Raw genomic sequence first — 23,742 nt, forward strand, 5'->3', positions numbered from 1 at the left:
GGCCGGCTCGCGCGCCAGGTGGTCACAGCCCCCTGGAGAGCCGGTGATAGGCCTGGTTCCAGCGCAGTTCCTTGGTGAACTGCCGCATCGTGGTGTCGGCGTCGATCACCAGTAGCTCGACCTCCAGCATGTCGGCCAGATCGGTCAGCTCCTCCACGCCGACGGCCGTCGACAGCACCGTGTGGTGCGGGGCGCCCGCCGTCAGCCAGGCCTCGGCCGAGGTGCGCAGGTTCGGCCTGGGCCGCCAGACCGCCCGCGCCACCGGCAGGCTGGGCAGCGGCTCCAGCGGGGCGGTCACGTCGATCTCGTTGGCCACCAGCCGGAAGCGGTCGCCCAGGTCGGCGAGCCCGACCACCAGACCCGGGCCTGGCGTCGCGTCGAAGACCAGGCGGACGGGGTCCTCCCTGCCGCCGATGGACAGCGGATGGATCTCGCACGACGGGGTGCCGGAGGCGATCGAGGGGCAGACCTCGAGCATGTGCGCGCCGAGGACGAGCTCCTCGCCGGGTGTCAGGTGGTAGGTGTAGTCCTCCATGAAGGAGGTGCCGCCGTCGGGGGCCATCGCCTTCAGCGTGCGCAGCAGCGCCGACGTCTTCCAGTCGCCCTCGCCGCCGAAGCCGTACCCGTCGGCCATCAGCCGCTGGACGGCGAGGCCGGGCAGCTGGCGCAGGCCGCCGAGATCCTCGAAGTTGGTGGTGAACGCCTTGAAGCCGCCTGCCTCGAGGAAGTGCCGCAGGCCGAGCTCGATGCGGGCCGCGTAGCGCAACGACTCGTGCCGCTCGCCGAGGAGAGAGGGAGCGATCTTATACAGGTCCTGATATTTCAGGACCAGGGCGTCGATGTCGGTGTCCGCGGCGGCGTCGACGGCCTCGACCAGGTCGTTGACCCCATAGGTGTTCACCGACACCCCGAACCGTAGCTGCGCCTCGACCTTGTCGCCCTCGGTGACGGCGACGTCGCGCATGTTGTCGCCGAAACGGGCCAGCTTCAGCGTGCGCAGCTCGCGCAGGCCGGTCGCGGCGCGGGTCCACGCCAGGAGGCGGGCGGCCACCGCGGGATCGCTCACGTGCCCCGCCACCGTCTTGCGGGGAACGCCCAGCCTGGTCTGGACGAAGCCGAACTCCCTGTCACCGTGCGCGGCCTGGTTGAGGTTCATGAAGTCCATGTCGATGGAGCTCCACGGCAGCGCGACGTCGGCCTGCGTGTGCAGGTGCAGCAACGGCTTGCGCAACGCGTCCAGCCCGGCGATCCACATCTTCGCTGGGGAGAAGGTGTGCATCCACGCGACCACGCCCGCGCAGTCGTCGTCGGCGTTGGCCTCCAGCATCATCCGCCGGATGGCGGCGGCGTCGGTCAGGACCGGCTTCCACTCCACCTCGACAGGCAGCTGGGCGGCGATCCGCCGGGACTGCTCGGCCACCTGGCGCAGGGTGTCCTCGCCGTACAACCCTTGGCTGCCGGTCAGAAACCAGATGCTCAACGGGGGCTCCTCTGTCCATAGACGTTCTGATAGCGGTCGTACAAACGGTCGATGTCGGCCTGCGGGATGGGCAGCGGCTCGCCCAGCTGGCGGGCGATGTGCACGGTGCGGGCCACGTCCTCGCACATCACCGCGGCCTTGACGGCCGCCTTGGGGTCCTTGCCGATGGTGAACACCCCGTGGTTGCGCATGAGGACGGCGGGCGAGCGGTGGCCCTTCAGCGTCCGGACGATGCCCTGCCCGATCGAGTCGTCCCCGATCAGCGCGAAGGGACCGATCGGGATCTCGCCGCCGAACTCGTCGGCCATGGCGGTCAGCACGCACGGGATCGGCTCGTTGCGCGAGGCCCAGGCGGAGGCGTAGGTGGAGTGGGTGTGCACCACCCCGCCGACCTCGGGCATGTGCCGGTAGACGTAGGCATGGGCGGCGGTGTCACTGGAGGGCGCGTGCTCGCCCTCGACCAGGTTGCCGTCGAGGTCGCAGACGACCATGGCGGCGGGGGTCAGCTCGTCGTAGGAGACCCCTGAGGGCTTGATGACGAACAGGTCCTCGCCGGGGACCCGGCCTGAGACGTTGCCCGCGGTCCAGGCGACGAGGTTGTTGCGGACCAGCTCGGCGTGCAGCTCGCACACGATCTTCCTCATGCCCGCGCCTCGCTTCCATGAGCACCGGCTCGCCCCGACCGGCCGACCTCGGTGACCCCGGCCTCGCTGCCTTGGGCTCTCTCGGGTGGCTCGGTGGTCCCGACCCCGGACGCCAGGTAGGCGGTTCCGGGGTCGATGGCGAGGGAGGGGGTGGCGGAGTTCCGGAGACGGCGGAGGGTGTGCAGGATGGCACCGTCGCCGAAGAAGTCGTGCAGCCTGCGGTATTCGGCATACAGAAGGTCGTAGGCGTCGGCGGCCTTCTCGTCCGGTAGGTAGGCGGCGGTGGTGCGTTTGCCCATCGCGGCGGCCGCCTCCCCGATGTCTCCGTACGCCCCGGCGGCGACGGCGGCGTGGATGGCCGAGCCGAGCGCGGGCCCCTGCTCGGAGCCGATCACCGACAGCGGACGGCGCAGCACGTCGGCGTACACCTGCATGAGGAAGCGGTTCTTCAACAGACCCCCCGCGACGACGAACTCCTCCACGGGGACGTCCGACGCCTCGAAGGTCTCCACGATGAGGCGGGCGCCGAACGCCGTCGCCTCGATGAGCGCCCGGTAGACGTCCTCGGGCCTGGTGGCCAGGGTCTGCCCGACGATCACGCCGGAGAGGTGGTGGTCGACGAGGATGGAGCGGTTGCCGTTGTGCCAGTCGAGGGCGACCAGCCCGTGCTCGCCGACCGCCTGAGCGGCCGCCAGCTCGGTCAGGTGCTCGTGGACGGACAGGCCGCGCGCCTTCGCCGCCTCGGCGTACGAGGAGGGCACGGCGTTGTCGACGAACCAGGCGAAGATGTCCCCCACCCCTGACTGCCCCGCCTCGTAGCCCCAGAGGCCCGGCACGATGCCGTCGCGTACGACGCCGCACATGCCGGGCACCTCGGCCAGCCGGTCGGAGGGCATGACGTGGCAGGTGGAGGTGCCCATGATGGCCACCATCTGGCCGGGCCGTACCGCGTCGGCGGCGGCCGCGGTCACGTGCGCGTCCACGTTGCCGACCGCGACGGCGACCCCCTCGGGCAGTCCGGTCCACTCGGCCGCCTGGGCGCTGAGCCGCCCGGCCAGCCCCCCGAGCGGCGCCAGCACGGGAGTCACGGCGGCGGGGGTTTCGAGGGTCGGGGTGGTCACCGTGAGCTTCTCGACGAAGCTCGCGAAGCCCGGATTCAGGGCGCCGAGGAAGTCGGCCGACGGATAGCCACCGTCCTGGAAGATCCCCTTGTATCCAGCGGTGCAGACGTTGCGCGTCTCCACGCCCGTGAGCTGCCAGACGATCCAGTCCGCCGCCTCGATCCACCGCGCGGCCCGCTCGTAGACCGCAGGGTCCTCCTCCAGGACCTGCAGCCCCTTGGCGAACTCCCACTCCGAGGAGATCTTGCCGCCGTAGCGCGGCAGCCACGCCTCCCCCCGCGAAGCCGCCAGCGCGTTGATCCGGTCCGCGTGCGCCTGCGCCGCGTGGTGCTTCCACAGTTTCGGCCACGCGTGCGGCACCGAGGGCGTCTCGAAGCACAGCGGCGTGCCGTCCGCGGTGGCCGGCAGCACGGTGCAGGCGGTGAAGTCGGTCCCGATGCCGACGATCTGCGAGGGGGAGACGCCCGCCGCCGCCATCGCGGCGGGTACGGCGAAGCGCAGCACGTCGAGCCAGTCCTGGGGTGACTGGAGCGCCCAGTCGGGTCCCAGGCGGGTGGAGGAGCCGGGCAGGTACTCCTCGATGACCCCGTGGGCGTACTCGTGCACGGCGCTGCCCACCTCGGCGCCGTCCGAGACGCGCACGACGACGGCGCGTCCGGACAGCGTCCCGAAGTCGACGCCGACCACGTGACTGTTAGCGTTCACATAAAGCTCCATACAGCTGACCGAAAGTGTCGGGGAGAAGGGTTAGGGCGCGGTGGCCGTGCTGGCTCTGATCACGAAGCCGGGCGGCACGACGAGGCGCTCGGTCTCGACGGGGCCCACCGCCTCGATCTGCCTGAGCAGCACCTCGATGCAGTGCCTGCCGACCGCGTCGAAGTCTTGCCTGACCGTGGTGAGCGGCGGTGAGAAGAACTCCGACTCGGGGATGTCGTCGAAGCCCACGATGCTGATCTCGTCGGGGACCTTGACCCCCTCCTCGGCGAAGGCACGCAGCACGCCGAGCGCCATCTGGTCGTTGGCCGCGAAGACCGCGGTCACCTCGTCCATCGCGGCCAGGCGCCTGCCCGCGGCGTAGCCCGCGCGCGGGCTCCAGTCACCCGCCAGCGGCTCGGGCACCGGACGGCCCGCCTCCACCAGCGCGGAGCGCCAGCCCTCGAGCCTGCCCTCGGCCTCCAGCCAGTCGGAGGGGCCGCTGACGTGCCAGACCGTCGAGTGGCCCAGGTCGAGCAGGTGCCTGGTGGCCAGTCGCGCGCCCTCGACCTGGTCGATGCAGACCGCTGACACCTCCGATCGATGGGTGCCCTCGACGGCCACCGCGGGCATGCCCGCGGGCAGGGTCTCCAGGGCACGGGCCGCCGAACGCTGCGGCGCCACCACGACGACCCCGTCGACGCCCTGCTCGGCGAGGTACTCGATGGCGTCGCGCACGCTGGAGGCGTCGAGCGACTTCAGGCTCACGATGCTGACGAAATAGCCGGCGGTCCTGGCGGCCTGCTCGATGCCGTAGATCGTGCTGGCCGGGCCGTACAGGGTGGTGTCGAAGCTGACCACGCCGAGCGTGCGGGAGCGGCTGGTGACCAGGGCGCGGGCGACGAGGTTGCGCCGGTAGCCCAGCTCGTCGATCGCGGCCAGCACCCTGGCGCGGGTCTCGGCGCGCACGTTTGGGTGGTCGTTGAGCACCCGCGAGACCGTCTGGTGCGACACGCCAGCGAGTTTGGCAACGTCGGACATCACGGGGGGGCGACGCCTGGCCACAAGGACTCCTTTCGCTGGCCTGCCCAGAATAGATCAGCGCGAGGCGCCGGCGCGGCGCTTGGTCCACACGTCGAAGGCCACGGCCGCCAGCAGGACGGCCCCCTTCACCAGCATGACGCGCTCGCTCGGCGAGCCGATCAGGGACATGCCATTGTTGATCACCGCCATGATGAGGCCGCCGGTGATCGCGCCGACCACCTTACCGACTCCGCCCTGCACGGCCGCACCGCCGATGAAGGCCGCCGCGATGGCGTCCAGCTCGAAGCTGTTGCCCGCGGTGGGGCCCGCCTGGTTGAGCCGGCCGGCGAAGATGATGCCGGCGACCGCCGACAGCACGCCCATGTTGACGAAGATCCAGAAGACGACCTGCTTGACCTTGACACCGGACAGCACGGCCGCCTGCAGGTTGCCGCCGATGGCGTAGATGCGGCGGCCGAAGACGGTGCGGTTGGCCAGCAGGGAGTAGCCCAGCACCAGGAAGGCGAGCAGGACCAGCACCCACGGCAGGTTCTTGAACCTGGCCAGCTGCACCACGAGGAAGAGGATGAGCGCGGCGCCCGCGGCCATCTTCAGCGCGAACAGCGGCAGGGCGTCGACCGCCTGGCCGTACCCGCTGCGGGCCGAGCGGGTGCGCCACTGGGCCGCGACCATGCCCGCGATCGCCATCAGCCCGATCAACAGGCTGAACAGGTCGGCGCCGCCCAGGGGGCCGAGCCCGATGTTGCCGAGGTAGCCGTCGGTGAAGCCGTTGGCCAGCGTGCGGACCGCGTCGGGGAAGGGGCCGATGCCCTGGTTGCCCAGCACGGTGAGGGTGAGCGCGCGGAACAGCAGCATGCCCGCCAGCGTCACGATGAACGCGGGGATGCCGAAGTAGGCGACCCAGAAGCCCTGCCACGCGCCGATGAGCCCGCCCGCGACGATCGTGAGCAGGAGGGCGAGCGGCCACGGCAGGCCCATGTTGACCATCAGCACCGCCGAGAGCGCCCCCGTGACCGCCACCACCGAGCCGACCGACAGGTCGATGTGCCCCGCGATGATGATCAGGATCATCCCGATCGCCAGGATCAGGACGTAGGAGTTCTGGACGATGATGTTGGAGATGTTCTGCGGCGTCAGCAGCGCGCCGTCGGTCAGCACCGAGAACAGCGCGACGATCAGCGCGAAGGCCACGTAGATGCCGCTGGATCGCAGGTTGAGCCGGAGCGGCCGCTTCGCCTCGACCTCCGTCTCGGCGGCGCGCGGAGTGGTCATGGTCATCGAGGGGTTCCCTTGGTCATGAGGTGCATGAGGCTCTCCTGTGTGGCCTCACCCCTGGGCAGTTCCCCGGTGATGCGGCCCTCGGAGAGGGTGTAGATCCGGTCGCACAGGCCCAGGAGCTCGGGCAGCTCAGAGGAGATCACCAGCACCGCCTTGCCCTCGGCGGCGAGCCGGTTGATGATCGTGTAGATCTCGTACTTCGCCCCGACGTCGATGCCTCTCGTCGGCTCGTCGAGGATCAGCACGTCGGGCCCGGTCAGGATCCACTTCGAGAGCACGACCTTCTGCTGGTTGCCGCCGCTGAGCTTGCCGACCACGCTCGACACCCCGGGCGCCTTGATGTTCATGCTCCGGTGGAAGCCCTCGGCGACCTGGTACTCCTCCCGCTCGTCGATCCACACCCCCTTCAGCGCGGCCGCGGAGATGTTGCGCTTGATGTCGTCGATCAGGTTGAGGCCGTACCGCTTGCGGTCCTCGGTGGCATAGGCCAGGCCGTGCCTGATCGCGTCCTGGACGGTGCGCAGCTCGACCGGCCTGCCGTTCTTGAAGATCCGCCCGGAGATACCGGTGCCGTAGGCGCGGCCGAACACGCTCATGGCCAGCTCCGTACGGCCGGCGCCCATCAGGCCCGCGAGTCCGACGATCTCCCCGCGCCGCAGCGTCAGGGCGGCGCCGTCGACCACCTTGCGGTCCGGCTGGCTCGGGCTGTGGACCGTCCAGTCCTCGATGCGCAGCACCTCCTCGCCGATGGCGGGCTCGCGCGGAGGGAAGCGGTTGTCCAGCGCCCGGCCGACCATCCCGGCGATGATGCGCTCCTCGGTGACCTCGCCCGCGTCCAGCGTCTCGATCGTCCGGCCGTCCCTGATGATCGTGACGGAGTCGGCGATCGCGATCACCTCGTTCAGCTTGTGGGAGATGATCACGCAGGTGATGCCGTCGTCCCGCAGGCCGCGCAGCAGGTCGAGCAGGTGGGCGGAGTCGTCGTCGTTCAGCGCGGCGGTCGGCTCGTCGAGGATGAGCAGCTTCACGTCCTTCGACAGGGCCTTGGCGATCTCGACGAGCTGTTGCTTGCCCACGCCGAGGTCCGACACCGTCGTCACCGGGTTCTCCCGCAGGCCGACGCGCCTCATCAGCTCGCCCGCCTCGAAGTTGGTGCGGTTCCAGTCGATGAAGCCACGCCTGGCCCGCTCGTTGCCGAGGAAGATGTTCTCCGCGATCGACAGCTGCGGGCTGAGCGCCAGCTCCTGGTGGATGATGACGATGCCGGCCCGCTCGCTGTCGCGGATGCCGCCGAACGCGCAGCGCCGCCCCTCGAAGAGGATCTCGCCCTCGTAGTCGCCGTGCGGGTGGACTCCAGACAGCACCTTCATCAGCGTCGACTTGCCCGCGCCGTTCTCGCCGCAGATGGCGTGGATCTCGCCGCGGCGTACGGTGAGGTTGACGTCGTTGAGCGCCTTCACCCCCGGAAAGGTCTTGGTGATGCCGCTCATCTGGAGGATGCTCACTTGAGCTGGTCCGCCGTGTAGTAGTTGCCGCCGACGATGATCTGCTCGTAGTTGCTCTTGTCCACGATGACCGGCTCGAGCAGGTACGACGGGACGACCTTGGTGCCGTTGTCGTAGTCCGTGGTGTTGTTCACCTCGGGCTTGCCGCCCTTGAGCACCGCGTCGGCCATCTTGACGGTGGTCTCGGCCAGCTTGCGGGTGTCCTTGAAGATCGTGGAGTACTGCTCGCCCGCGACGATGGACTTCACCGAGGCCAGCTCCGCGTCCTGCCCCGTCACCACGGGGTAGGGGTCGTAGCCGTTGCTCTTCAGCGCCGACAGGATGCCGATCGACAGGCCGTCGTACGGCGAGAGCACGCCGTCGACCTTCTCGCCGCCGGTGTAGGTCTTGGTGAGGATGTCCTCCATGCGCTTCTGCGCCGTGGCGGGGTCCCAGCGCAGGATGGCGGCGGTCTTGAAGTCGGTCTGACCGCTCCTGACCTTGATCGTGCCGTCCTTGATCTTGGGTTCGAGCACCGACATCGCGCCGTTCCAGAAGAAGGTCGCGTTGTTGTCGTCGGGGGAGCCGCCGAACAGCTCGACGTTGTACGGGGGCTTCTTGGCCTCGAGGCCCTTCAGCAGCGAGGTCGCCTGCTGCACGCCGACCTTGAAGTTGTCGAAGGTGGCGTAGTAGTCGACGTTGGGGCTGTTGCGGATCAGCCGGTCGTAGGCGATGACCGGGATCTTGTTGTCGGCGGCCTGCTGGAGCTGCGAGGTCAGCGCGGTGCCGTCGATCGAGGCGACGATCAGGAGCTTGGCGCCCTTGGTGATCTGGTTCTCGATCTGGTTGGCCTGCGTGGGGATGTCGTTCTCCGCGTACTGCAGGTCGACCTGGTAGCCGAGCTTCTCCAGCTGCGTCTTGACGTTGTCGCCGTCGTGGATCCAGCGTTCGGACGACTTCGTCGGCATGGTCACGCCGATGAGCGCTCCCGCGCTGCCGCTGCCGCTGGGCGCGGCCTGGGCGTCGACGGTCTTCTGGCTGGAACCGCACGCCGTCAGGGTGGCGGCGAGGGCGAGTACGGAGACGATGCCCCAGGTCCGTCCCATCGTGGGTCTCCTCAATGAAGGGGATGAATCAGACAAAGCGCGTGGTGTTTCGGCTGATTGTTATCGTTAACACAAGGCGTGTCAACGCTCCGCAGGAAACATGGAGGTAACGCTGACCGGGACGAAGCGGCCGCCCGGCCCGCTTGGCGATCGTGGACGGTCACCACGTAGCCGTACCCGTCGACCGGGGCGGCCCTGATCGGCCCGCCCGCCGCCGCGAGCGAGTCGTGCAGCGCCTGGGCGCCGACATCCTGGCGATCGAGGACCGCATGACCAGGGGGCGTGGACCTCGCGCAGGCCGAGCGCATCATCCAAGAGATGGCGACATCCTTGGAAGCTGACGTCGTTGGAAAGCTGACGCATTATCGGCATATGTCGGCCCTTGCCGCGGGGGACCCGCGCCAGCTGGGTGAGTACTGGCTCGCGGGCAGGCTCGGCCAGGGCGGGCAGGGCGTGGTCTACGACGCCTACGGACCCGAGGGGGAGCGGGTCGCCATCAAGGTGCTGCATCCCGGCTCGGGCGCCGAGCTGCGCAGGCGCTTCGCCAAGGAGGCGGCGGCCACCAGGAGCGTGGCGCAGTTCTGCACGGCCAGGGTGCTGGCCGTCGAGCTGGACGGCCAGCGGCCGTACATCGTCAGCGAGTACGTGGGAGGGCCGAGCCTGCGCAGAGCCGTCGACAGCGGCGGGCCCTACCGGGCCGACGAGCTGTACCGGCTGGCCACGGGGGTGGCGACGGCCCTGACGGCGATCCACGAGGCGGGGGTCATCCATCGCGACCTCAAGCCCGACAACGTGCTCATCGGACCCGACGGCCCTCGAGTGATCGACTTCGGGATCGCCCGCACCTCGGAGATGTCGCTGACGCCGACCGGCCACGTCGCGGGGACACCCGCGTTCATGGCGCCGGAGAGCGTCATCGGGCAGCGCTCGGGGCCTGCCGTCGACGTGTGGGCGTGGGGCGCGGTCACGCTGTTCGCCGCGACGGGGCGCGCGCCGTTCGACGGGGAGAACCTGGTCGCGCTCTACCACCAGATCCTCGCCCTCGACCCGGACGTGTCGGTGCTGGAGGAACCGCTGCGGACGCTGGTGTCGGCGGCCATGGCGAAGGACCAGGAGGCCAGGCCCACGGCTCGCTCGATCCTGCTCGCGCTCGTGGGCGGCAGGGAGGAGACGGGGGCGCTGCTCGCCGAGGGAAGCAGGGCCGCGGAGCCGGTCGGCCGGCGTGCCGAGCCCGCCCCGCCGCCGCTCGAGACGGTCGCCGAGCAGGTCTACCAGCGGCTCTCGGCCGACGACCGGGCGGTGGTGCCGGAGATCATGCTGCGGATGGTCATGCCGGGGGAGGGCGCCGAGGACATGCTGAGGCGGATGTCCAGGCACGAGCTGGACGACCAGCCGCGGGCGAACAGGGTGCTGTCCGGATTCGCCCGCGCGGAGCTGGTGGTCGGCGACGGCGAGACGGTCTCGCTGGCCAACGCGGCCTTACTGCGGGCATGGCCGAGGATGCGGGAGTGGATCGAGGCCGACCGGGCGGGGCTGCGCCTGCACAGGCAGCTCGGCGAGGCCGCCGCCCGATGGGAGGCGAACGGGCGCAGGCCCGCCGACCTCTTCCAGGGCAGCGCGCTGGAGGCGTCGCTCGGCTGGGCGGCGACGGGGCGGCGGCACGCGACGCTCAACCTGGTCGAGAACGCCTTCCTCACCGCGAGCGCCGCTCTGGCCAGGGTGCGGGCCCGGCGCAGGGGACAGGTGTCGGCGGTGCTCGCCGTCCTGCTCGTCGTGGCGCTCGCGGCGACCGGGCTCGCCGTCCAGCAGCGAGGGGTGGCCGAGAGCCAGCGCGACATCGCGGCGGCCAGGCAGACCGCGGCCAGGGCCGACCAGCTCAGGTCGGCCGATCCGGTGACCGCGATGCTGCTCAGCGTGGCCGCGTGGCGGCTCGCGCGGGTGCGGGAGGCGCGGGCGGCGGTCTACAGCTCGCTCGCCCAGCGCGAGCTGACGGTCAGGCCGCCGCCCAGGGTGACGGCGGACGCGCGGTTCGCGCTCGGCCGCTCGTTGCTGGTCGTCGACGCGGGGGTGGCGACGCTGTGGGACGGCTCCCGCCGTACGGGGCGGATCGAGGGAGTGGGCACGGACGTCAGGGCCGTCGCCCTGAGTCCCGACGGCCGGACGGTGGCCGTCGCGTCGAGCATCCGGGTCCGGTTGTGGGACGCGCTCACGGGACGGCCGGTCGGCGAGGCGTTCGGGGAGGGGGCGACCTGGATGGAGTTCGGGGCGGAGGGCGCGCTGCTCGCGGTCGTCACCTCCGCGCCCGCGGGCCAGGTCTGGCGGGTGCCCTCCCTCGCGAAGGTCGTCGAATGGCGGCGCGACGGACTGGAGCGGATCGCGCTGTCACCCGGTCTGTTCGCGCCGATGTTCCGCGGCGATCGTTTCGAGGTGTGGGACCGGACCGGCAGGCGATGGCGGGGAAGGGGCGGTGCCGTCGCCTTCGACGGGACGGGACGGACGCTGGCGGTGAGCCGCGACGGTGACGTGACCTTCCACGACGCGGCCGGCGGGCGGGGCCTGGAGCGGGAGCCGCTGGAGGGTGTCGCGGCCCAGTGGGTGGGGTTCGCGGGCGGCGAGGTGCTCACCTACGACGGCGACGACCACGTCGCGCTCTGGGACGAGGACGGCGCCACCCGCTTCTCCTACCGGCTCGCCGACGCCTCGCTCATGCCGAGCCTGCGGCTGGACGGCGCCAGGCTGAGCTACCTGCTCGGCGGCGGGGCGGTGGCCGTCCTGGACGTCGGCGAGCGGGCCGCGCCGATCGCGCGAGGGGTGGAGTCGGCCAGGTTCGGGCCGGGCGCGCGGCTGGTGGCCGCGCTGGCGGGCGACGGCCTGCACGTGGGGGACAGGCTGGTCGGCATGGACGCCGACGCGCTGGCCGTCAGCCCCGACGGCCGCACGCTCGCCGCCGGGCTGCGCGACCCCGCCCGCGTGGTGTTCCTCGACACCGCCACCCTCCGGATCAGCGGACGGCTCGCCGTGCCGGACGCGATCTCGGTGGCGGGCCTCGCCTTCGCCCCTGACGGACGGACGCTCGCGGTGGTCCCCTGGTCGGGCGGGTTCGGCCGGGTGCGGCTCTGGGACGGGAAGGGACCCGCGCGCACGCTGCCGAGGACGGGCGGGGACGTGCTGGCCTTCAGCCCCGACGGCAGGGCCCTGGCGGTGGGCGGCAGGGACAACGCGCTCATCCCGCTGCCCTCGGGGCCCGTGGTGGCGCAGCCGTTCAGCCCCAGTGTTGACGGGGTGTCGGCGGTGGCGTTCAGTGAGGACAGCAGGATCATCGCGACGGGGTCCTTCGAGTCGGGCATCGACCTGTGGGACGCGCGCACCCTCGTCAGGGTCAGGCATCTCGCCACCGGCGGCGACGATGTCACGGCGCTGGCCTTCTCGCCACGAGAAGGGCTCCTGGCGGCAGGCAGCGGCGGCGGGGTGGTCCAGCTGTGGGACGTCGACAGGGGCGTGCCGTACGGGCTGCCGTACCCGGTGCACGCGGGCGCCGTCCTCGCGGTGGCCTTCGGCGCGGGTGGCGGCGAGCTGTACAGCGTCGGCGAGGACGGCGGCGTGCGTCGCCTCGCCGTCGACGTGGACCAGGCCGCGGCGGGCGTGTGCGCCCGCACGGGGCGCGGGCTGTCGGAGGAGGAATGGCGGCGTCTCATCCCCGAGGCGCCCTACCGCGAGGTGTGCTGATGATCTTATGGAGGGCTTCGCCCGAGATCGTGTCCGTGGAGATCGAACCCGACCCCGCCGCGCCGGGCCAGCGGGTGAGCGTGGTCGTGGTGACCACCGACGCCCGCTCGGTGGCGGGGACGCTCGGGCGGGAGGAGCTGCGCTTCGACAGGGCCGAGTCGTCGCCGAACGAGCAGGCGTGGCGGGCCGTCCATCAGCTGCCCCGAGACGCGGAGCCGGCCGAGTGGACGGTCACCGTCACGGCGGGCGGGGCCGTCGCGGAGGAGCCCTTCACGGTCGGCGCGGCGGGAGTGAGCCGGATCACCGGTTTCGTCGTCACGCCCACGTCGGTGGACGACGGCGCGGAGATCCTCACCTTCACCGGACGGCTGGCGACGGAGTCGGCCGAACGGGTGGTGGCCGTGCAGTTCCGGCCGGAGATCGACCTGGCCTGGCGCGACGTGGTCTTCGCCGAGGCGGGGGAGCGCGGCCGGTTCGAGGCCAGGGCCCAGGCAATGGAGACGGGGCGGTGGCGGGCCAGGCTGCGCGGCACGGCGCCCGCCACCAGCGAGGAGGTCAGGGTGTTCGTGGCGCGCGGGCTCAAGCGCTCCAGGTTCGTCGGGTACGCGGTGACGCCCAGCACGGTGAGCCAGGGCCGCGCCGTCACGCACACGGGACGGCTGCAGTGGGAGAAGAGCAGGAACGCCGCGGGGAAGATCACCAAGTGGCGGAGCCCCGGCACGCAGCCCGTGAGCTCGGAGTACGGCGCGAGCAGGTCGAGCTACGCCAGGAAGGCGGGCGGGACGACCCAGAGCAACGGCCGGTTCGTGATCTCCACGCCGGTGTCGAAGAGCGGGTACTGGAAGGTGACGTTCGGCGGCGCGGGCGGCTTCGGCGGCGCGGAGAGCGGCGGCAGGAAGGTCACCGCCGGCTGAATGTCACAGCCGCGTGATTGGATCCTCTGCGTGGAGGCATCCGTCGAGCAACTGGTGTACGTCAGAGAGGACGAATACACCGTCGCCCGCCTGAGCAGCGAGACCGCGGCAGGTTTCGTCGCCTCGGGCCGGGCGCTGGCCGGCGTGCAGCCCGGCGAGACGCTGCGCCTGGCGGGTGAGTGGGCCGAGCATCCCACCTACGGCAAGCGCTTCGCGGTCACCGCCTGCGAGCGCATCGTGCCCGCCACCGTCCACGCCATCCAGCTCTACCTCGGCTCGGGCCTGATCCGCGGCATCGGCCCCCGCCTGGCGCAGGCGATCGTCGGCCACTTCGGCGAGGCCACGCTGACCGTGATCGACACCGCGCCCGAGCGGCTCACCGAGGTCATCAACATCGGCCCGGCCCGCCAGGCGCAGATCGTCGAGGCCTGGCGCGAGCAGAAGGCGGTCGCCGCGCTGATGGTGGTGCTGCAGGGGTTCGGGGTCAGCCCGCTGCTCGCCGCCAAGATCTACCAGGTCTACGGGCCCGCGTCGGCCGAGGTCCTGGCCGCCGACCCCTACCAGCTCATCGGCCAGGTCAGGGGCATCGCCTTCGGCACCGCTGACAAGATCGCCCTGCAGTCGGGGGTGCCCGAGCGCAGCCCCCAGCGGATCAAGGCGGCGATCATGGACGGTCTGGAGTCGGCGGCGGCCCGTGACGGCCACTGCTTCCTGCCGCTGCCCGCCCTGGTCGCGCGCACCGCCGCCCGGCTGGAGCTCGAGGAGGAGCTGGTCGGCCGGCTGGTCGACGCCCTGCTCGCCGAGCGCAGGGTGGTCGTCGAGGAGAGCGAGACCGACCTGGTCGTCTACGCCAAGGAGCACCACAGCCGCGAGGCCAAGCTGGCCGCGCTGCTGGCCGGGCTCCTCACCGCCCGCTCGACCCTGCCGCTGCGGCCCTTCAGCGACGACCCGGGGTTGCACGACGACCAGCGGGCGGCCGTGACCATGGCGCTGACGAGCACGGTCTCTGTGCTCACCGGCGGCCCCGGCTGCGGCAAGAGCCACACGGTGAAGGTGATCGCGGCGACCGTGCGGGCGATGGGCGGCAGCGTCACCCTCTGCGCGCCGACGGGCAAGGCGGCCAAGCGGCTGTCGGAGCTGACCGGGCTGCCCGCCACCACCGTGCACCGCATGCTGGCCGTCCAGCCCGATCCCGACAAGCTGTTCGACGAGACCCCTGCCCAGGCCGATCTGATCGTGGTCGACGAGGCCTCCATGCTCGACCTCCATCTGGCCACCAGGTTGTGCTCGGCGATCTCTCCCGGCAGCCATCTGCTGCTGGTCGGCGACAGCGACCAGCTGCCCAGCATCGGGCCCGGCAGCGTCCTGGCCGACCTGCTCGCCGTCGAGGCGGTGCCCCGCATGCGGCTGACCCACGTCTTCCGCCAGGCCGAGGGCAGCGGCATCATCCAGGCCGCGCACCAGATCAGGGGCGGCGCCGTCCCCTTCACGCCGGGCGGCGGCGGGTTCTGGTTCGAGGAGCTCGACGATCCGGCGGCGGTGGCCGCACGGGTCGTCCACCTGGCGACCGAGGCGATCCCCGCCAAGCAGAAGGTCAGGCCCGACCAGGTCCAGGTGCTGTGCCCCATGCGCAAGGGCACGGCGGGCACCGCCGAGATCGGGCGGCTGATCCAGGAGCGGCTCAACCCCGCCCGCGAGGGCGTGGCGGAGCACTGGTCGGGCGCGTCGGTCTTCAGGGTGGGCGACCGGGTCATGCCGATCCGCAACAACTACGACAAGGGCGTCTTCAACGGCGAGACGGGCACGGTGGTCGCGCTCAAGCAGGACGACAGAGTGGTCGAGGTGCGCATCGACGACGGCGACACGGTTTCCTACGCCTTCGACGAGCTCGACGATCTCACCCACGCCTACGCGATCAGCGTGCACAGGTCGCAGGGCAGCGAGTACCCGTTCGTGGTCGCGCCGCTCGTGGTCGAGGCGGGCGGGGTGATGCTGCGCCGCAGGCTGCTCTACACGCTGGTCACCAGGGCGAAGGCCTGGGTCGTGCTGGTGGGGCAGCGCGAGGCGCTCGAGCTGGCCGTCGCCAGGCTCGGCCGGCGCCGCAACACCGGGCTGTCCCGCCGCCTCGCCGCCGCCCTCGGCTGACGGGCGGCTGGATCGGGCACCTGGCGGGGGTTCCTACGATGGTGCGGTGAGGATGCTCGACAAGCGGGAGTGGCAGGCCAGGGCCGAGGCGCACCAGCGGCGGGTCGACGTCTGGGTCGGGCCGCACCTCGACCGTCGCCAGGCCGGCACGCCCCATCCGGTGGAGGACTTCCTCTTCGACTACTACGGCTACCGTCCAGGACGGCTGCGCAGGTGGCATCCGGGGGCGGGCGTGGTGCTGGCCGGGGCGCGCGGCTACGGCGCCGACTACCTCGACACCGACGGGGGCGCCACCCTCGACGTGGACCGGCTGCTCGCCAAGCGGCGGGCGATGGTCGAATGGACCGCCGCGCTGCTGTCGGCGACCGCGTCACGGCAGGGACACTTCGGCTGCTTCGGCATGCACGAGTGGGCCATGGTCTACAAGCTCCCCGCCGACGAGGTACGGCACGCCACACAGCCGCTGCGCATGCCGCCCGAGGAGATCGCCGCCGTCGTGGAGCGCAGGGGAGCGCGGTGCAGCCACTTCGACGCGTTCAGGTTCTTCACCGAGGCCGCCAGGCCGCTCAACACGCTGCACCCGACCCGCGAACGGCAGGCGGAGCTGGAGCAGCCCGGCTGCCTGCACGCCAACATGGACCTCTACAAGTGGGCCTACAAGCTCTCCCCGCTCGTGCCGAGCGAGCTGGTCGCCGACTGCTTCGAGCTGGCGCGCGACATCAGGACCCTCGACATGCGGGCCAGCCCCTACGACCTGAGCGCCCTGGGCCACGAGCCGGTGCCGATCGAGACGCCTGAGGGACGCGTGATCTACGCGGCGGCGCAGCGGGGCTTCGCCGAGCGGGCCGCGCCCCTGCGCCGTGCGCTCCTCGACCTGTGCCGGCGGCTCCTCGACGGCGTGCGCGTGCCGACCGGCGCATGACCGTGCGCCGCGCCGGGTGATTAAGGTCGGACAGCGTGGATATTCGCGTACTCGGCCCCGTCGAGGTGTGGGACGGCGGGGCGGCGGTCCCACTGGGCGGAGCGCAGCAGCGGTGCGTGGTCGGGTTGCTCGCCGCGCACCACGGCGCCGCCGTGTCCCTGGACAGGCTGAGCGCCGCGCTGTGGGAGGGCGAGCCGCCGAAGACCGCCAAGACCATCGTCCAGGGGCACGTGTCGCAGCTGCGCAAGCTCGTGGGCGACCGGATCCGCAGCTCAACGGCGGGCTATTCGCTCGCCGTACCGGCCGAGCAGGTGGATCTGGGCAGGTTCAGAGCCGCACTGGCTCGAGGCCGGGCGGCGGCGCGCCCCGAGGACGCGGTGCACGCGTGGGCGCGGGCGCTCGGCCAATGGCGCGGGCAGCCGCTGGAGGGCGTCGGCACGGCGTGGGTGGATCAGCGCGTGCGCGTCCCGCTGCTGGAGGCGCGGTGGGAGCTGCTGGAGGAGTACGCGGCCGCGCTCATCGAACTCGGCAGGCACGCCGAGGTTCCAGGACTGCTCCACGAGCTCAGGGACGAGCAGCCGTTCAGGGAGACGCCCCACGCGCTGACGATGACCGCGCTGTGGCACGGCGGGCGCACGACCGACGCCATGGAGCTGTTCCGCGTGGTCCAGCGCCTGTTCGCGACCGAGCTCGGCATCGATCCCGGCCCCCGGCTGCGCGATCTCCACCAGCGCGTCCTGGAGGGCGAGCGGCCGGGGCGCGCCTCGGTACCGCGGCAGCTGCCGCTGGACGTCGCGGACTTCGTGGGGCGCGAGGCCGAGGCCGACCATGTGGCCGGGCTCCTCGGCGACCCGCCCGCGATCGTCGTGGTGACCGGCGTGGCGGGCGCGGGCAAGTCGGCGCTGGCCACCCGGGTGGGTCACCGGGTGGCCGGCCGCTTCCCCGATGGTCAGCTGCACGTCGACCTCAACGGCTACGCCCAGGGCGACCCCGCGACGCCCGAACGGGTGCTGCCCAGGCTTCTGCGCGCGCTCGGCGTGCCCGCCGCCGACATCCCCGCCAGTGTCGCCGAGCAGCTCGACCTCTACCGCTCGGCGCTGGCCGGGCGGCGGGTGCTGGTCCTGCTCGACAACGCCTCCAGCGCGGACCAGGTGCGACCGCTGCTTCCCGGCGGCGCGGCTTGCGCTGTGCTGGTCACCAGCCGCGACGCACTACGCGGCCTGGTGGCGCTGCAGGGGGCGCGGAGCGTGACGCTCGGCCCGCTCGATCCCGAGGCGGCCCGCGATCTGCTGGCCGCCGTCGTCGGCCCCGCCCATGTGCTCGCCGACCCCTCGGCCACGGCGGAAATGGCCGAGCTCTGCGGCCATCTGCCGCTGGCGCTGCGCATCGCGGGCGCCAACCTGACGGGGCGGCCCGATCGCGACGTCCGCAGGTACGTCGAGGACCTTCACGCCGACCGCTGGAGCACGCTGGCCGTCGAAGGGGATCCGCGGGCGGCCGTCGCCACGGCCTTCGGCCACTCCTATGCCGCGCTCACCCCTGACGCCCGCGTGCTGTTCCGCAGGTTCGGCCTGATCGCCTGCCGCGACTTCACCGCGCGCTCCGCCGCCCGCCTCGCGCAGGCCCACCCCCGCACGGCGGCGCGGCTGATCGGCGGGCTCGCCACCGCCCACCTGGTCGAGGAGCACGCCCCCGGCCGCTACCGCCTGCACGACCTGGTCCGGCTGTACGCGCGTCGGCAGGCCACGGCCGAGGACGAGGCGGCCGCCGCCCGGCTGCGGGCCTACTACCTGCACACCTCCAGGGCCGTGGCGGCCGTGCTCGCCCCCAGCATCGAGCTGCTCCCGCTCACGCACGACGACCTGCCGCCCGACGCGGAGCCGATCTCCGGCCCCGACGCCGCGGTGGAATGGCTGGAGGCCGAGCAGCACAATCTGCTCGCCGTCATCGACGACGCGGCCGAGCACGGCGGCAGCCGTACGGCATGGCGGCTGGTCGAGCCGATGCGGGCCTTCCTGGACGGCAGGTTCCCCGCTGACCTGATCGGCTCGCTGGCCCGCCGGGCCCTGGCGTCAGCGCAGGAGGCGGGCGACCTCGAAGGGCAGGGCAGCATGCACCACACGCTGGCCAACACGCTCTTCGTGCTGAACCGCCCCAGGGAGGCCCTCGAGGAGTACGAGCGCGCGTCGGCCCGCTACCGGGAGACCGGCTGGACGCCGGGAGTCATGCTGACGCTGAGCAACCTCGCCTCCGCCCATGCCAACCTCGGCGACTTCCGCACCGCGACCGGCTACTACCGGCAGGTCGCCGACGGCTGGACGGCGCCGTCGATGAGACTCGCCACGACGCTGGAGAACCACGCGCTCGTGCTGCACTGGCAGGGGCGGGCGAAGGAGGCGCGCACCCAGCAGGAGCGCGCCATCGCCATGCGCGAAGAGCTCGACACCTCGCCACTGTGGCAGGCGAGGGCCCTGTCCATCCTGGCCGACGTCCATGTCTCGCTCGGCGACCTCGACCGGGCCATGGACCTGCTCGACCGGTCTCGCGAGTGGTCGGAGCGCTTCGAGCCGGGCGCCCAGCTGGCGGCGCTGTTGTCCAGCGTGGCGATGATCAGGCACGAGCGGGGTGACGCGGCAGGCGCCGCCGAGGCCGCGCGGCAGGCCGTGCGGGCGGCCGTCGGGGGCGGGTTGACGGGCGAGCACGATGAGGCACGCAGCACCCTCGCCAGGGTGGACGACTCGATCGACGTCGAGGAGCGCTGCGCGATGCTGCGGGAGGTGCTCGCCTCCTACGAGGAGCGGACGCAGACGCATCTGAAGACGAGGATCCGCCTCGGGCTGGCCACGCTGCTCCTGCGCGCCTCGTCGCACGAGGAGGCCACGAAGGAGGCGGGCATCGCTCTCGACCAGGCTGGGCAGTACGGCCTGCGCAGGCTGGAGGGGCAGGCGCGCACCCTGCTCGCCCGCGTCCATACCGGCGACGGGCAGCCAGGGCAGGGCCTCGACCACGCCCTGCGGGCCGTCCGGCTGCACCACGAGCTGGGCCACCGGCTCGACGAGGCGCACGCGCTGGCCGCGGCGGCCGACAGCCTCCACGCGCTCGGCCAGGAGGAGGCCGCAAGCCGGGCACGCGAGCGAGCGGCCCGCCTCTACGACGACACCGGAGTGCGACCACCCTGGTCACGCCTCGGATAGCAGGTTCTCGAAGGTGGCCTGGAGCTGCGGTCCAGGGTCCACACCGAGCCGGTCGGCGAGCCTGCGCCTGGTGTCCTCATACAGATCGAGCGCCTCGGCCCGCCTGCCGAGCCGGTAGAGGGCCGTCATCAGCAGCGCGACCAGCCGCTCCTGGTGCGGATCCGCGGTCACCGTGGCCCTGAGCGGCACCACCGCCCGCTCGGGCCTGCCGAGGCGGAGACAGCGGCTCGCCAGTTCCTCCACCGCCGACAGGCGGGCCTCCTCCAGCTCGACCGCGGCCACCTCCAGCGTCTTGCCGCCCCTCGGCTCGCCGAACGCCGGTCCACGCCACCACCCGAGCGCCTCCTCCAGCAGGTGGACGCCCCGTTCGTCGTCCGCGTCGCGAGCCTCGGACACGACCCTCAGGAAGCGCAGCGCGTCCACCTGGTCGGGATCGACGTGCAGGACGTACCCGGAGGGCGCCGTTTCCAGCCGCACCTCCGGCCACCCCGCCAGCGCTCGCCGCAACCGGTAGACATGCCCCTGCACGGTCACCCGCGCGCTGTCCGGCGCGTCGCCGTCCCACGCCGCGTCGATCAGCCGCTCCATGGGGACCGGCCGGTTCGGGTCGAGCAGCAGCGCGGCCAGCACGTGCCTGCGCTTGCGCGGTCCGAGGTCGAGGCTGCGATCCCCGTGTCCTGCCTCTATGGACCCGAGCAGGCGGAATTCCATGCGATCCATCCGGCCCATCGTGGCAAGGAGCGCTAAGCGCTCGCTAAGGCCGCGCTGCGTCCCGGCGTGCGCCAACGAAACACCAACGGGCTCTGCCAGGGTCTTGCCGCATCGTTTGGCAGCCAACAGGAAGAGACCCAAGGTGAGAGCGTTCACGAAGAAGGCGGGGGCGGCCGCGGCCGCCGTCATGGCCGGTTCGTTGCTCCTTGCGACACAGTTCAGCGGCACCGCGGTAGCCGATACGGCGGCGCTCACGCAGAAGGTGGTGGCCAAGGATCTGCTCGGTCCCGGCGAGTGGCTGCTTCCCGGGCAGTCCCTGACGTCGGGCGGCGGCCGGTTCCGCCTGGTCCAGCAGCACCAGGGCAACCTCGTGTTCTACGACGGCACCAAGGCGCTGTGGACCTCGCCCACCTCGGGCAGGCCCGGAGCCAAGGCGACCATGCAGAAGGAGGGCAACCTCGTCATCTACGGCGCCGACAACAAGCCGCTGTGGTCGACGCCCACGGCAGGCAACCCCGGCGCGTATCTGAAGCTGCCCGAGCAGAGCGGCGTCCTGGTGATCTACTCCGCGGACGACGAGCCGCTGTGGTCGTCGAGCGCGTACATCGGCAAGCTGCCCTCGGGCCACGTGCTGCGTCCCGGCCAGTGGGTGCAGTCACACAACGGCCGCTTCAAGCTGATGCAGCAGGACGAGGGCAACGCCGTCCTGTACGACTCGCAGGGCGGCCAGCGCGCGGTCTGGACGACTCCGACGGCCGGCCACCCCGGCGCGCGGTCGATCATGCAGCGCGATGGGAACTGGGTGGTCGTCGACACCAACGACAAGGCCCTCTGGTCGGCCAAGACGGCGGGCAACCCCGGAGCGTGGCTGGCGGTCGGCAACGACGGGCAGGTCATCGTCTACTCCGGCGACAACCGGCCCCTGTGGTCGAGCCGCGGGCGCAAGTAGCGCGACGTACGGCGCGGCCCTTGCCAGGCACGGGGGCCGCGCCTGGCCCCATGGCGGCCTGCGCGACCGTGTGGGTAAACGTTCGACCCGCGGGCGGCGGGCCGGCCGCTCGTTCACCTGTTCCACCCCGAACGCGAGCCCCCTCGGCTGAGGTCGCTGCTGGACGCGGTCAGCTGATGACGGCCTGCTCCACCGTCCACTTCACGGCCTGGTCGCTGAGCGTCAGGCCGAGCCCGGGTCTGGAGGGCACCGCCATCCGGCCGCCGCTGATCTCGATTCGCTCGTTGAACAGCGGTTCGAGCCACTCGAAGTGCTCCACCCACGGTTCCTGCCCGTAGGCGGCGGCGAGGTGGAGGTGGATCTCCATGGCGAAGTGCGGCGCGAGCTGGAGCCGGTGATGCTCGGCCAGCGCGGCCAGGCGCAGGAACGGTGTGATGCCGCCGATGCGCGGCGCGTCGGGCTGCAGGATGTCGGCGCCGCCCGCGTCGATGAGCGCCGCGTGCTCGGCCACGCTGGTGAGCATCTCGCCGGTGGCCACGGGCGTGTCGAGGCCGGCCGCCAGCGCGGCGTGGCCCTCGTGGTCGTAGGCGTCGAGCGGCTCCTCGATCCAGGTCAGGCCGTACTCCTCCATGGCCCGGCCCATCCGCCGCGCCGTGGGCCTGTCCCACTGCTGGTTGGCGTCGACCATCAGAGGTACCGCGTCGCCCAGGTGCGCCCGCACGGCCTCGAGCCTGGCGAGGTCGGCGCGGGTGTCGGGCTGCCCCACCTTGATCTTGATGCCGCCGATCCCGCGCGCCAGCGCCGCCGAGGCGTTGTCGAGCACCTCGTCGAGCGGGGTGTGCAGGAACCCGCCCGAGGTGTTGTAGCAGCGCACCGAGTCGCGGTGCGCGCCGAGGAGCTTGGCCAGCGGCAGTCCCGCCCTCCTGGCCTTGAGGTCCCACAGCGCGATGTCCATGGCGGCGATCGCCTGCACCGCGAGCCCGCTGCGGCCCACCGACGCGCCCGCCCACACGAGCTTCTCCCACAGCCGGGAGATGTCGCTCGGATCCTCGCCGAGCAGGTCGGGGGCGAGCTCCACGGCGTGCGCGTACTGGCCGGGGCCGCCCGCCCGCTTGGAGTAGCCGAATCCGAGGCCCTCGTGGCCCTGCTCGGTGCCGATCTCGGCGAACAGCATGGCGACCTCGGTCATCGGCCGCTGCCTGCCGGTGAGCACTTTGGCGTCGCTGATGGGCACGTCGAGGGGAAGGCGAACGGACGAGAGGCGCACCGAGGTGATGCGGTCGTTCATGGGGGGCTCCAACTCGGGGTGGCGCGGCCGGGGGAGGTCCCCGGCCGCGGAACTCCAGTCTCGCGCGCTGCCTCGGCCGCGTAACGATCAGGTCTTGAGAAAAGACCCTGCCGGGGTGAACTCCAGGCCGAGGTCGGGGGTCTCGGCCAGCACGTAGACGTGGAAGGCCTGGGCCAGCGGGGTGAGCTGGGCGGGCCTGACGATCCCGATCGTGCGGAACAGCGCGGGCGACAGCGGGATCTCGACGGCGCCCGGCAGCGGCGCGGCGCCGTACCTCGGCAGCAGCGCGACCCCGAGCCCTGCGGTGACCAGGCCGCGCACCGTGTCGGACTCCTGCCCCTCGAAGGCGATCCTGGGCTGGAACCCGGCCGCGGCGCACAGGTCGTCGGTGATCTGCCGCACGCCGTAGCCCTGTTCGAGGGTGACGAAGTCCTCGTCGGCCAGCTCGGCGGCGCGCACCCGCCTGCGCCTGGACAGCCGGTGCGCGGCGGGGACGGTGAGCACCAGCTCCTGCTCGGCGAGCGGGGTGCCGGTCAGGTCGGGGTCGCCGGAGGGGAGCGGCGCGACGAAGGCCAGGTCGATCTCGCCTTCGCGCAGCCGCCGCAGCATCACCTGCCGCGAGCCCTGCACCAGGCTGAAGCGCACGAGCGGATGACGCTCGCGGAACCCGCCGACCAGCGAGGGCACGAGCGACCGGCCCAGCAGGTGCAGGAAGCCCAGCACGATGCGCCCGCTGCCGGGGTCGATCTCCTCGCGCACCTCGCGCACACCGGTCGCCATGACGGCGAGCGCGCGGGCGGCCGAGTCGGCCAGGGTGCGGCCCGCCCTGGTCAGCCTGATGCCGCGGCCGTGCGGGACGACCAGCGGGGTGCCGACGGCCTCGGACAGCGCGGCCAGCCGTCTGCTGACCGTGGGCTGCGGAACACCGAGCAGTTCGGCGGCCCGCGTGACGTGCTCGGTCTCCCTGAGCGCGGCCAGCAGCTCGAGGTTGGGTGCCAATTCATGCATCACAGTATGAATTTTCGCATATGGCGGTATTAGAC

General features: G+C 71.9%; 16 protein-coding genes. 6 read left to right on the forward strand and 10 right to left on the reverse strand.

The features are described 5' to 3' along the window. Positions 1–22 precede the first annotated feature (22 nt). From araA to chvE, 7 genes are read right to left on the reverse strand one after another with little or no spacing between them, the layout of a single operon-like run. Entirely contained in the window at positions 23–1,480 is a 1,458-nt protein-coding gene (gene araA / locus H4W81_RS43780) for an L-arabinose isomerase (RefSeq protein WP_192780179.1), read from the reverse strand. Continuing rightward, positions 1,477–2,124: an L-ribulose-5-phosphate 4-epimerase gene (locus H4W81_RS43785; protein ID WP_192780180.1), complete on the reverse strand. Its 648-nt coding sequence runs from the start codon at positions 2,122–2,124 to the stop codon at positions 1,477–1,479. The genes araA and H4W81_RS43785 overlap by 4 nt, the downstream gene beginning before the upstream one ends. Then, positions 2,121–3,932 carry a ribulokinase gene (araB, locus tag H4W81_RS43790; protein WP_318782533.1) on the reverse strand — a complete coding sequence of 604 codons (1,812 nt, stop codon included), beginning with the start codon at positions 3,930–3,932 and terminating at the stop codon, positions 2,121–2,123. The genes H4W81_RS43785 and araB overlap by 4 nt, the downstream gene beginning before the upstream one ends. 60 nt (positions 3,933–3,992) lie before the next feature. Then, positions 3,993–4,979, reverse strand: a complete 987-nt coding sequence (locus H4W81_RS43795) for a LacI family DNA-binding transcriptional regulator (protein ID WP_192781400.1) — start codon at positions 4,977–4,979, stop codon at positions 3,993–3,995. A gap of 57 nt (positions 4,980–5,036) precedes the next feature. Continuing rightward, the gene (gene mmsB, locus H4W81_RS43800) at positions 5,037–6,260 is read right to left on the reverse strand and encodes a multiple monosaccharide ABC transporter permease (RefSeq protein ID WP_192780182.1); all 1,224 of its coding nucleotides are present in this window, start codon (positions 6,258–6,260) and stop codon (positions 5,037–5,039) included. Beyond that, positions 6,257–7,750: a multiple monosaccharide ABC transporter ATP-binding protein gene (gene mmsA, locus H4W81_RS43805; protein ID WP_192780183.1), complete on the reverse strand. Its 1,494-nt coding sequence runs from the start codon at positions 7,748–7,750 to the stop codon at positions 6,257–6,259. Before mmsA ends, mmsB begins: the two co-directional genes overlap by 4 nt. Positions 7,751–7,761: 11 nt before the next feature. Further along, positions 7,762–8,850: a multiple monosaccharide ABC transporter substrate-binding protein gene (chvE, locus tag H4W81_RS43810; protein ID WP_192780184.1), complete on the reverse strand. Its 1,089-nt coding sequence runs from the start codon at positions 8,848–8,850 to the stop codon at positions 7,762–7,764. A 372-nt stretch (positions 8,851–9,222) separates the two neighbouring features. Between chvE and H4W81_RS43815 the strand changes: the two genes are divergently transcribed. Genes H4W81_RS43815 through H4W81_RS43835 form a run of 5 tightly spaced genes read left to right on the forward strand, consistent with a single transcriptional unit; the run spans position 9,223 to position 19,751 of the window. Next, complete coding sequence (locus H4W81_RS43815) at positions 9,223–12,576, forward strand: serine/threonine-protein kinase (RefSeq protein ID WP_192780185.1); 3,354 nt, start codon at positions 9,223–9,225, stop codon at positions 12,574–12,576. Continuing rightward, positions 12,576–13,490 (forward strand): hypothetical protein, encoded by a 915-nt coding sequence (locus H4W81_RS43820; RefSeq protein WP_192780186.1) that lies wholly within the window; start codon positions 12,576–12,578, stop codon positions 13,488–13,490. Before H4W81_RS43815 ends, H4W81_RS43820 begins: the two co-directional genes overlap by 1 nt. A 30-nt stretch (positions 13,491–13,520) precedes the next feature. Beyond that, a complete protein-coding gene (gene recD2 / locus H4W81_RS43825) occupies positions 13,521–15,635 on the forward strand; it encodes an SF1B family DNA helicase RecD2 (RefSeq protein ID WP_318782446.1) in 2,115 nt (704 codons plus the stop codon). Between the two features lie 52 nt (positions 15,636–15,687). Further along, the gene (locus tag H4W81_RS43830; protein ID WP_192781401.1) at positions 15,688–16,557 is read left to right on the forward strand and encodes a 3-methyladenine DNA glycosylase; all 870 of its coding nucleotides are present in this window, start codon (positions 15,688–15,690) and stop codon (positions 16,555–16,557) included. Between the two features lie 35 nt (positions 16,558–16,592). After that, complete coding sequence (locus tag H4W81_RS43835; RefSeq protein WP_192780188.1) at positions 16,593–19,751, forward strand: AfsR/SARP family transcriptional regulator; 3,159 nt, start codon at positions 16,593–16,595, stop codon at positions 19,749–19,751. Here H4W81_RS43835 and H4W81_RS43840 read toward each other — a convergent pair. Beyond that, a complete protein-coding gene (locus H4W81_RS43840; protein ID WP_192780189.1) occupies positions 19,737–20,471 on the reverse strand; it encodes an AfsR/SARP family transcriptional regulator in 735 nt (244 codons plus the stop codon). The two genes, H4W81_RS43835 and H4W81_RS43840, sit on opposite strands and share 15 nt — an antisense overlap. A 133-nt stretch (positions 20,472–20,604) precedes the next feature. Here H4W81_RS43840 and H4W81_RS43845 point away from each other — a divergent pair, with 133 nt between their 5' ends. After that, the gene (locus tag H4W81_RS43845; RefSeq protein ID WP_192780190.1) at positions 20,605–21,411 is read left to right on the forward strand and encodes a hypothetical protein; all 807 of its coding nucleotides are present in this window, start codon (positions 20,605–20,607) and stop codon (positions 21,409–21,411) included. Between the two features lie 169 nt (positions 21,412–21,580). On the opposite strand, the gene H4W81_RS43850 is transcribed toward H4W81_RS43845, so the two are convergent. After that, a complete protein-coding gene (locus H4W81_RS43850) occupies positions 21,581–22,699 on the reverse strand; it encodes an L-talarate/galactarate dehydratase (protein WP_192780191.1) in 1,119 nt (372 codons plus the stop codon). Positions 22,700–22,786: 87 nt separating this feature from the next. Beyond that, entirely contained in the window at positions 22,787–23,707 is a 921-nt protein-coding gene (locus H4W81_RS43855) for a LysR family transcriptional regulator (RefSeq protein ID WP_192781402.1), read from the reverse strand. Between the last annotated feature and the right edge of the window lie 35 nt (positions 23,708–23,742).

The organism is Nonomuraea africana (assembly GCF_014873535.1).
Lineage (GTDB): Bacteria > Actinomycetota > Actinomycetes > Streptosporangiales > Streptosporangiaceae > Nonomuraea > Nonomuraea africana.

Bases quoted from the DNA above. Each gene is read 5' to 3' on its own strand.
- H4W81_RS43795 (WP_192781400.1), bottom strand. From the start codon at position 4,979: ATGTCCGACGTTGCCAAACTCGCTGGCGTGTCGCACCAGACGGTCTCG.
- mmsB (WP_192780182.1), bottom strand. From the start codon at position 6,260: ATGACCATGACCACTCCGCGCGCCGCCGAGACGGAGGTCGAGGCGAAG.
- H4W81_RS43785 (WP_192780180.1), bottom strand. From the start codon at position 2,124: ATGAGGAAGATCGTGTGCGAGCTGCACGCCGAGCTGGTCCGCAACAAC.
- chvE (WP_192780184.1), bottom strand. From the start codon at position 8,850: ATGGGACGGACCTGGGGCATCGTCTCCGTACTCGCCCTCGCCGCCACC.
- H4W81_RS43850 (WP_192780191.1), bottom strand. From the start codon at position 22,699: ATGAACGACCGCATCACCTCGGTGCGCCTCTCGTCCGTTCGCCTTCCC.
- H4W81_RS43855 (WP_192781402.1), bottom strand. From the start codon at position 23,707: ATGCATGAATTGGCACCCAACCTCGAGCTGCTGGCCGCGCTCAGGGAG.
- H4W81_RS43830 (WP_192781401.1), top strand. From the start codon at position 15,688: ATGCTCGACAAGCGGGAGTGGCAGGCCAGGGCCGAGGCGCACCAGCGG.
- H4W81_RS43815 (WP_192780185.1), top strand. From the start codon at position 9,223: ATGTCGGCCCTTGCCGCGGGGGACCCGCGCCAGCTGGGTGAGTACTGG.
- H4W81_RS43840 (WP_192780189.1), bottom strand. From the start codon at position 20,471: ATGGATCGCATGGAATTCCGCCTGCTCGGGTCCATAGAGGCAGGACAC.
- mmsA (WP_192780183.1), bottom strand. From the start codon at position 7,750: ATGAGCGGCATCACCAAGACCTTTCCGGGGGTGAAGGCGCTCAACGAC.
- H4W81_RS43820 (WP_192780186.1), top strand. From the start codon at position 12,576: ATGATCTTATGGAGGGCTTCGCCCGAGATCGTGTCCGTGGAGATCGAA.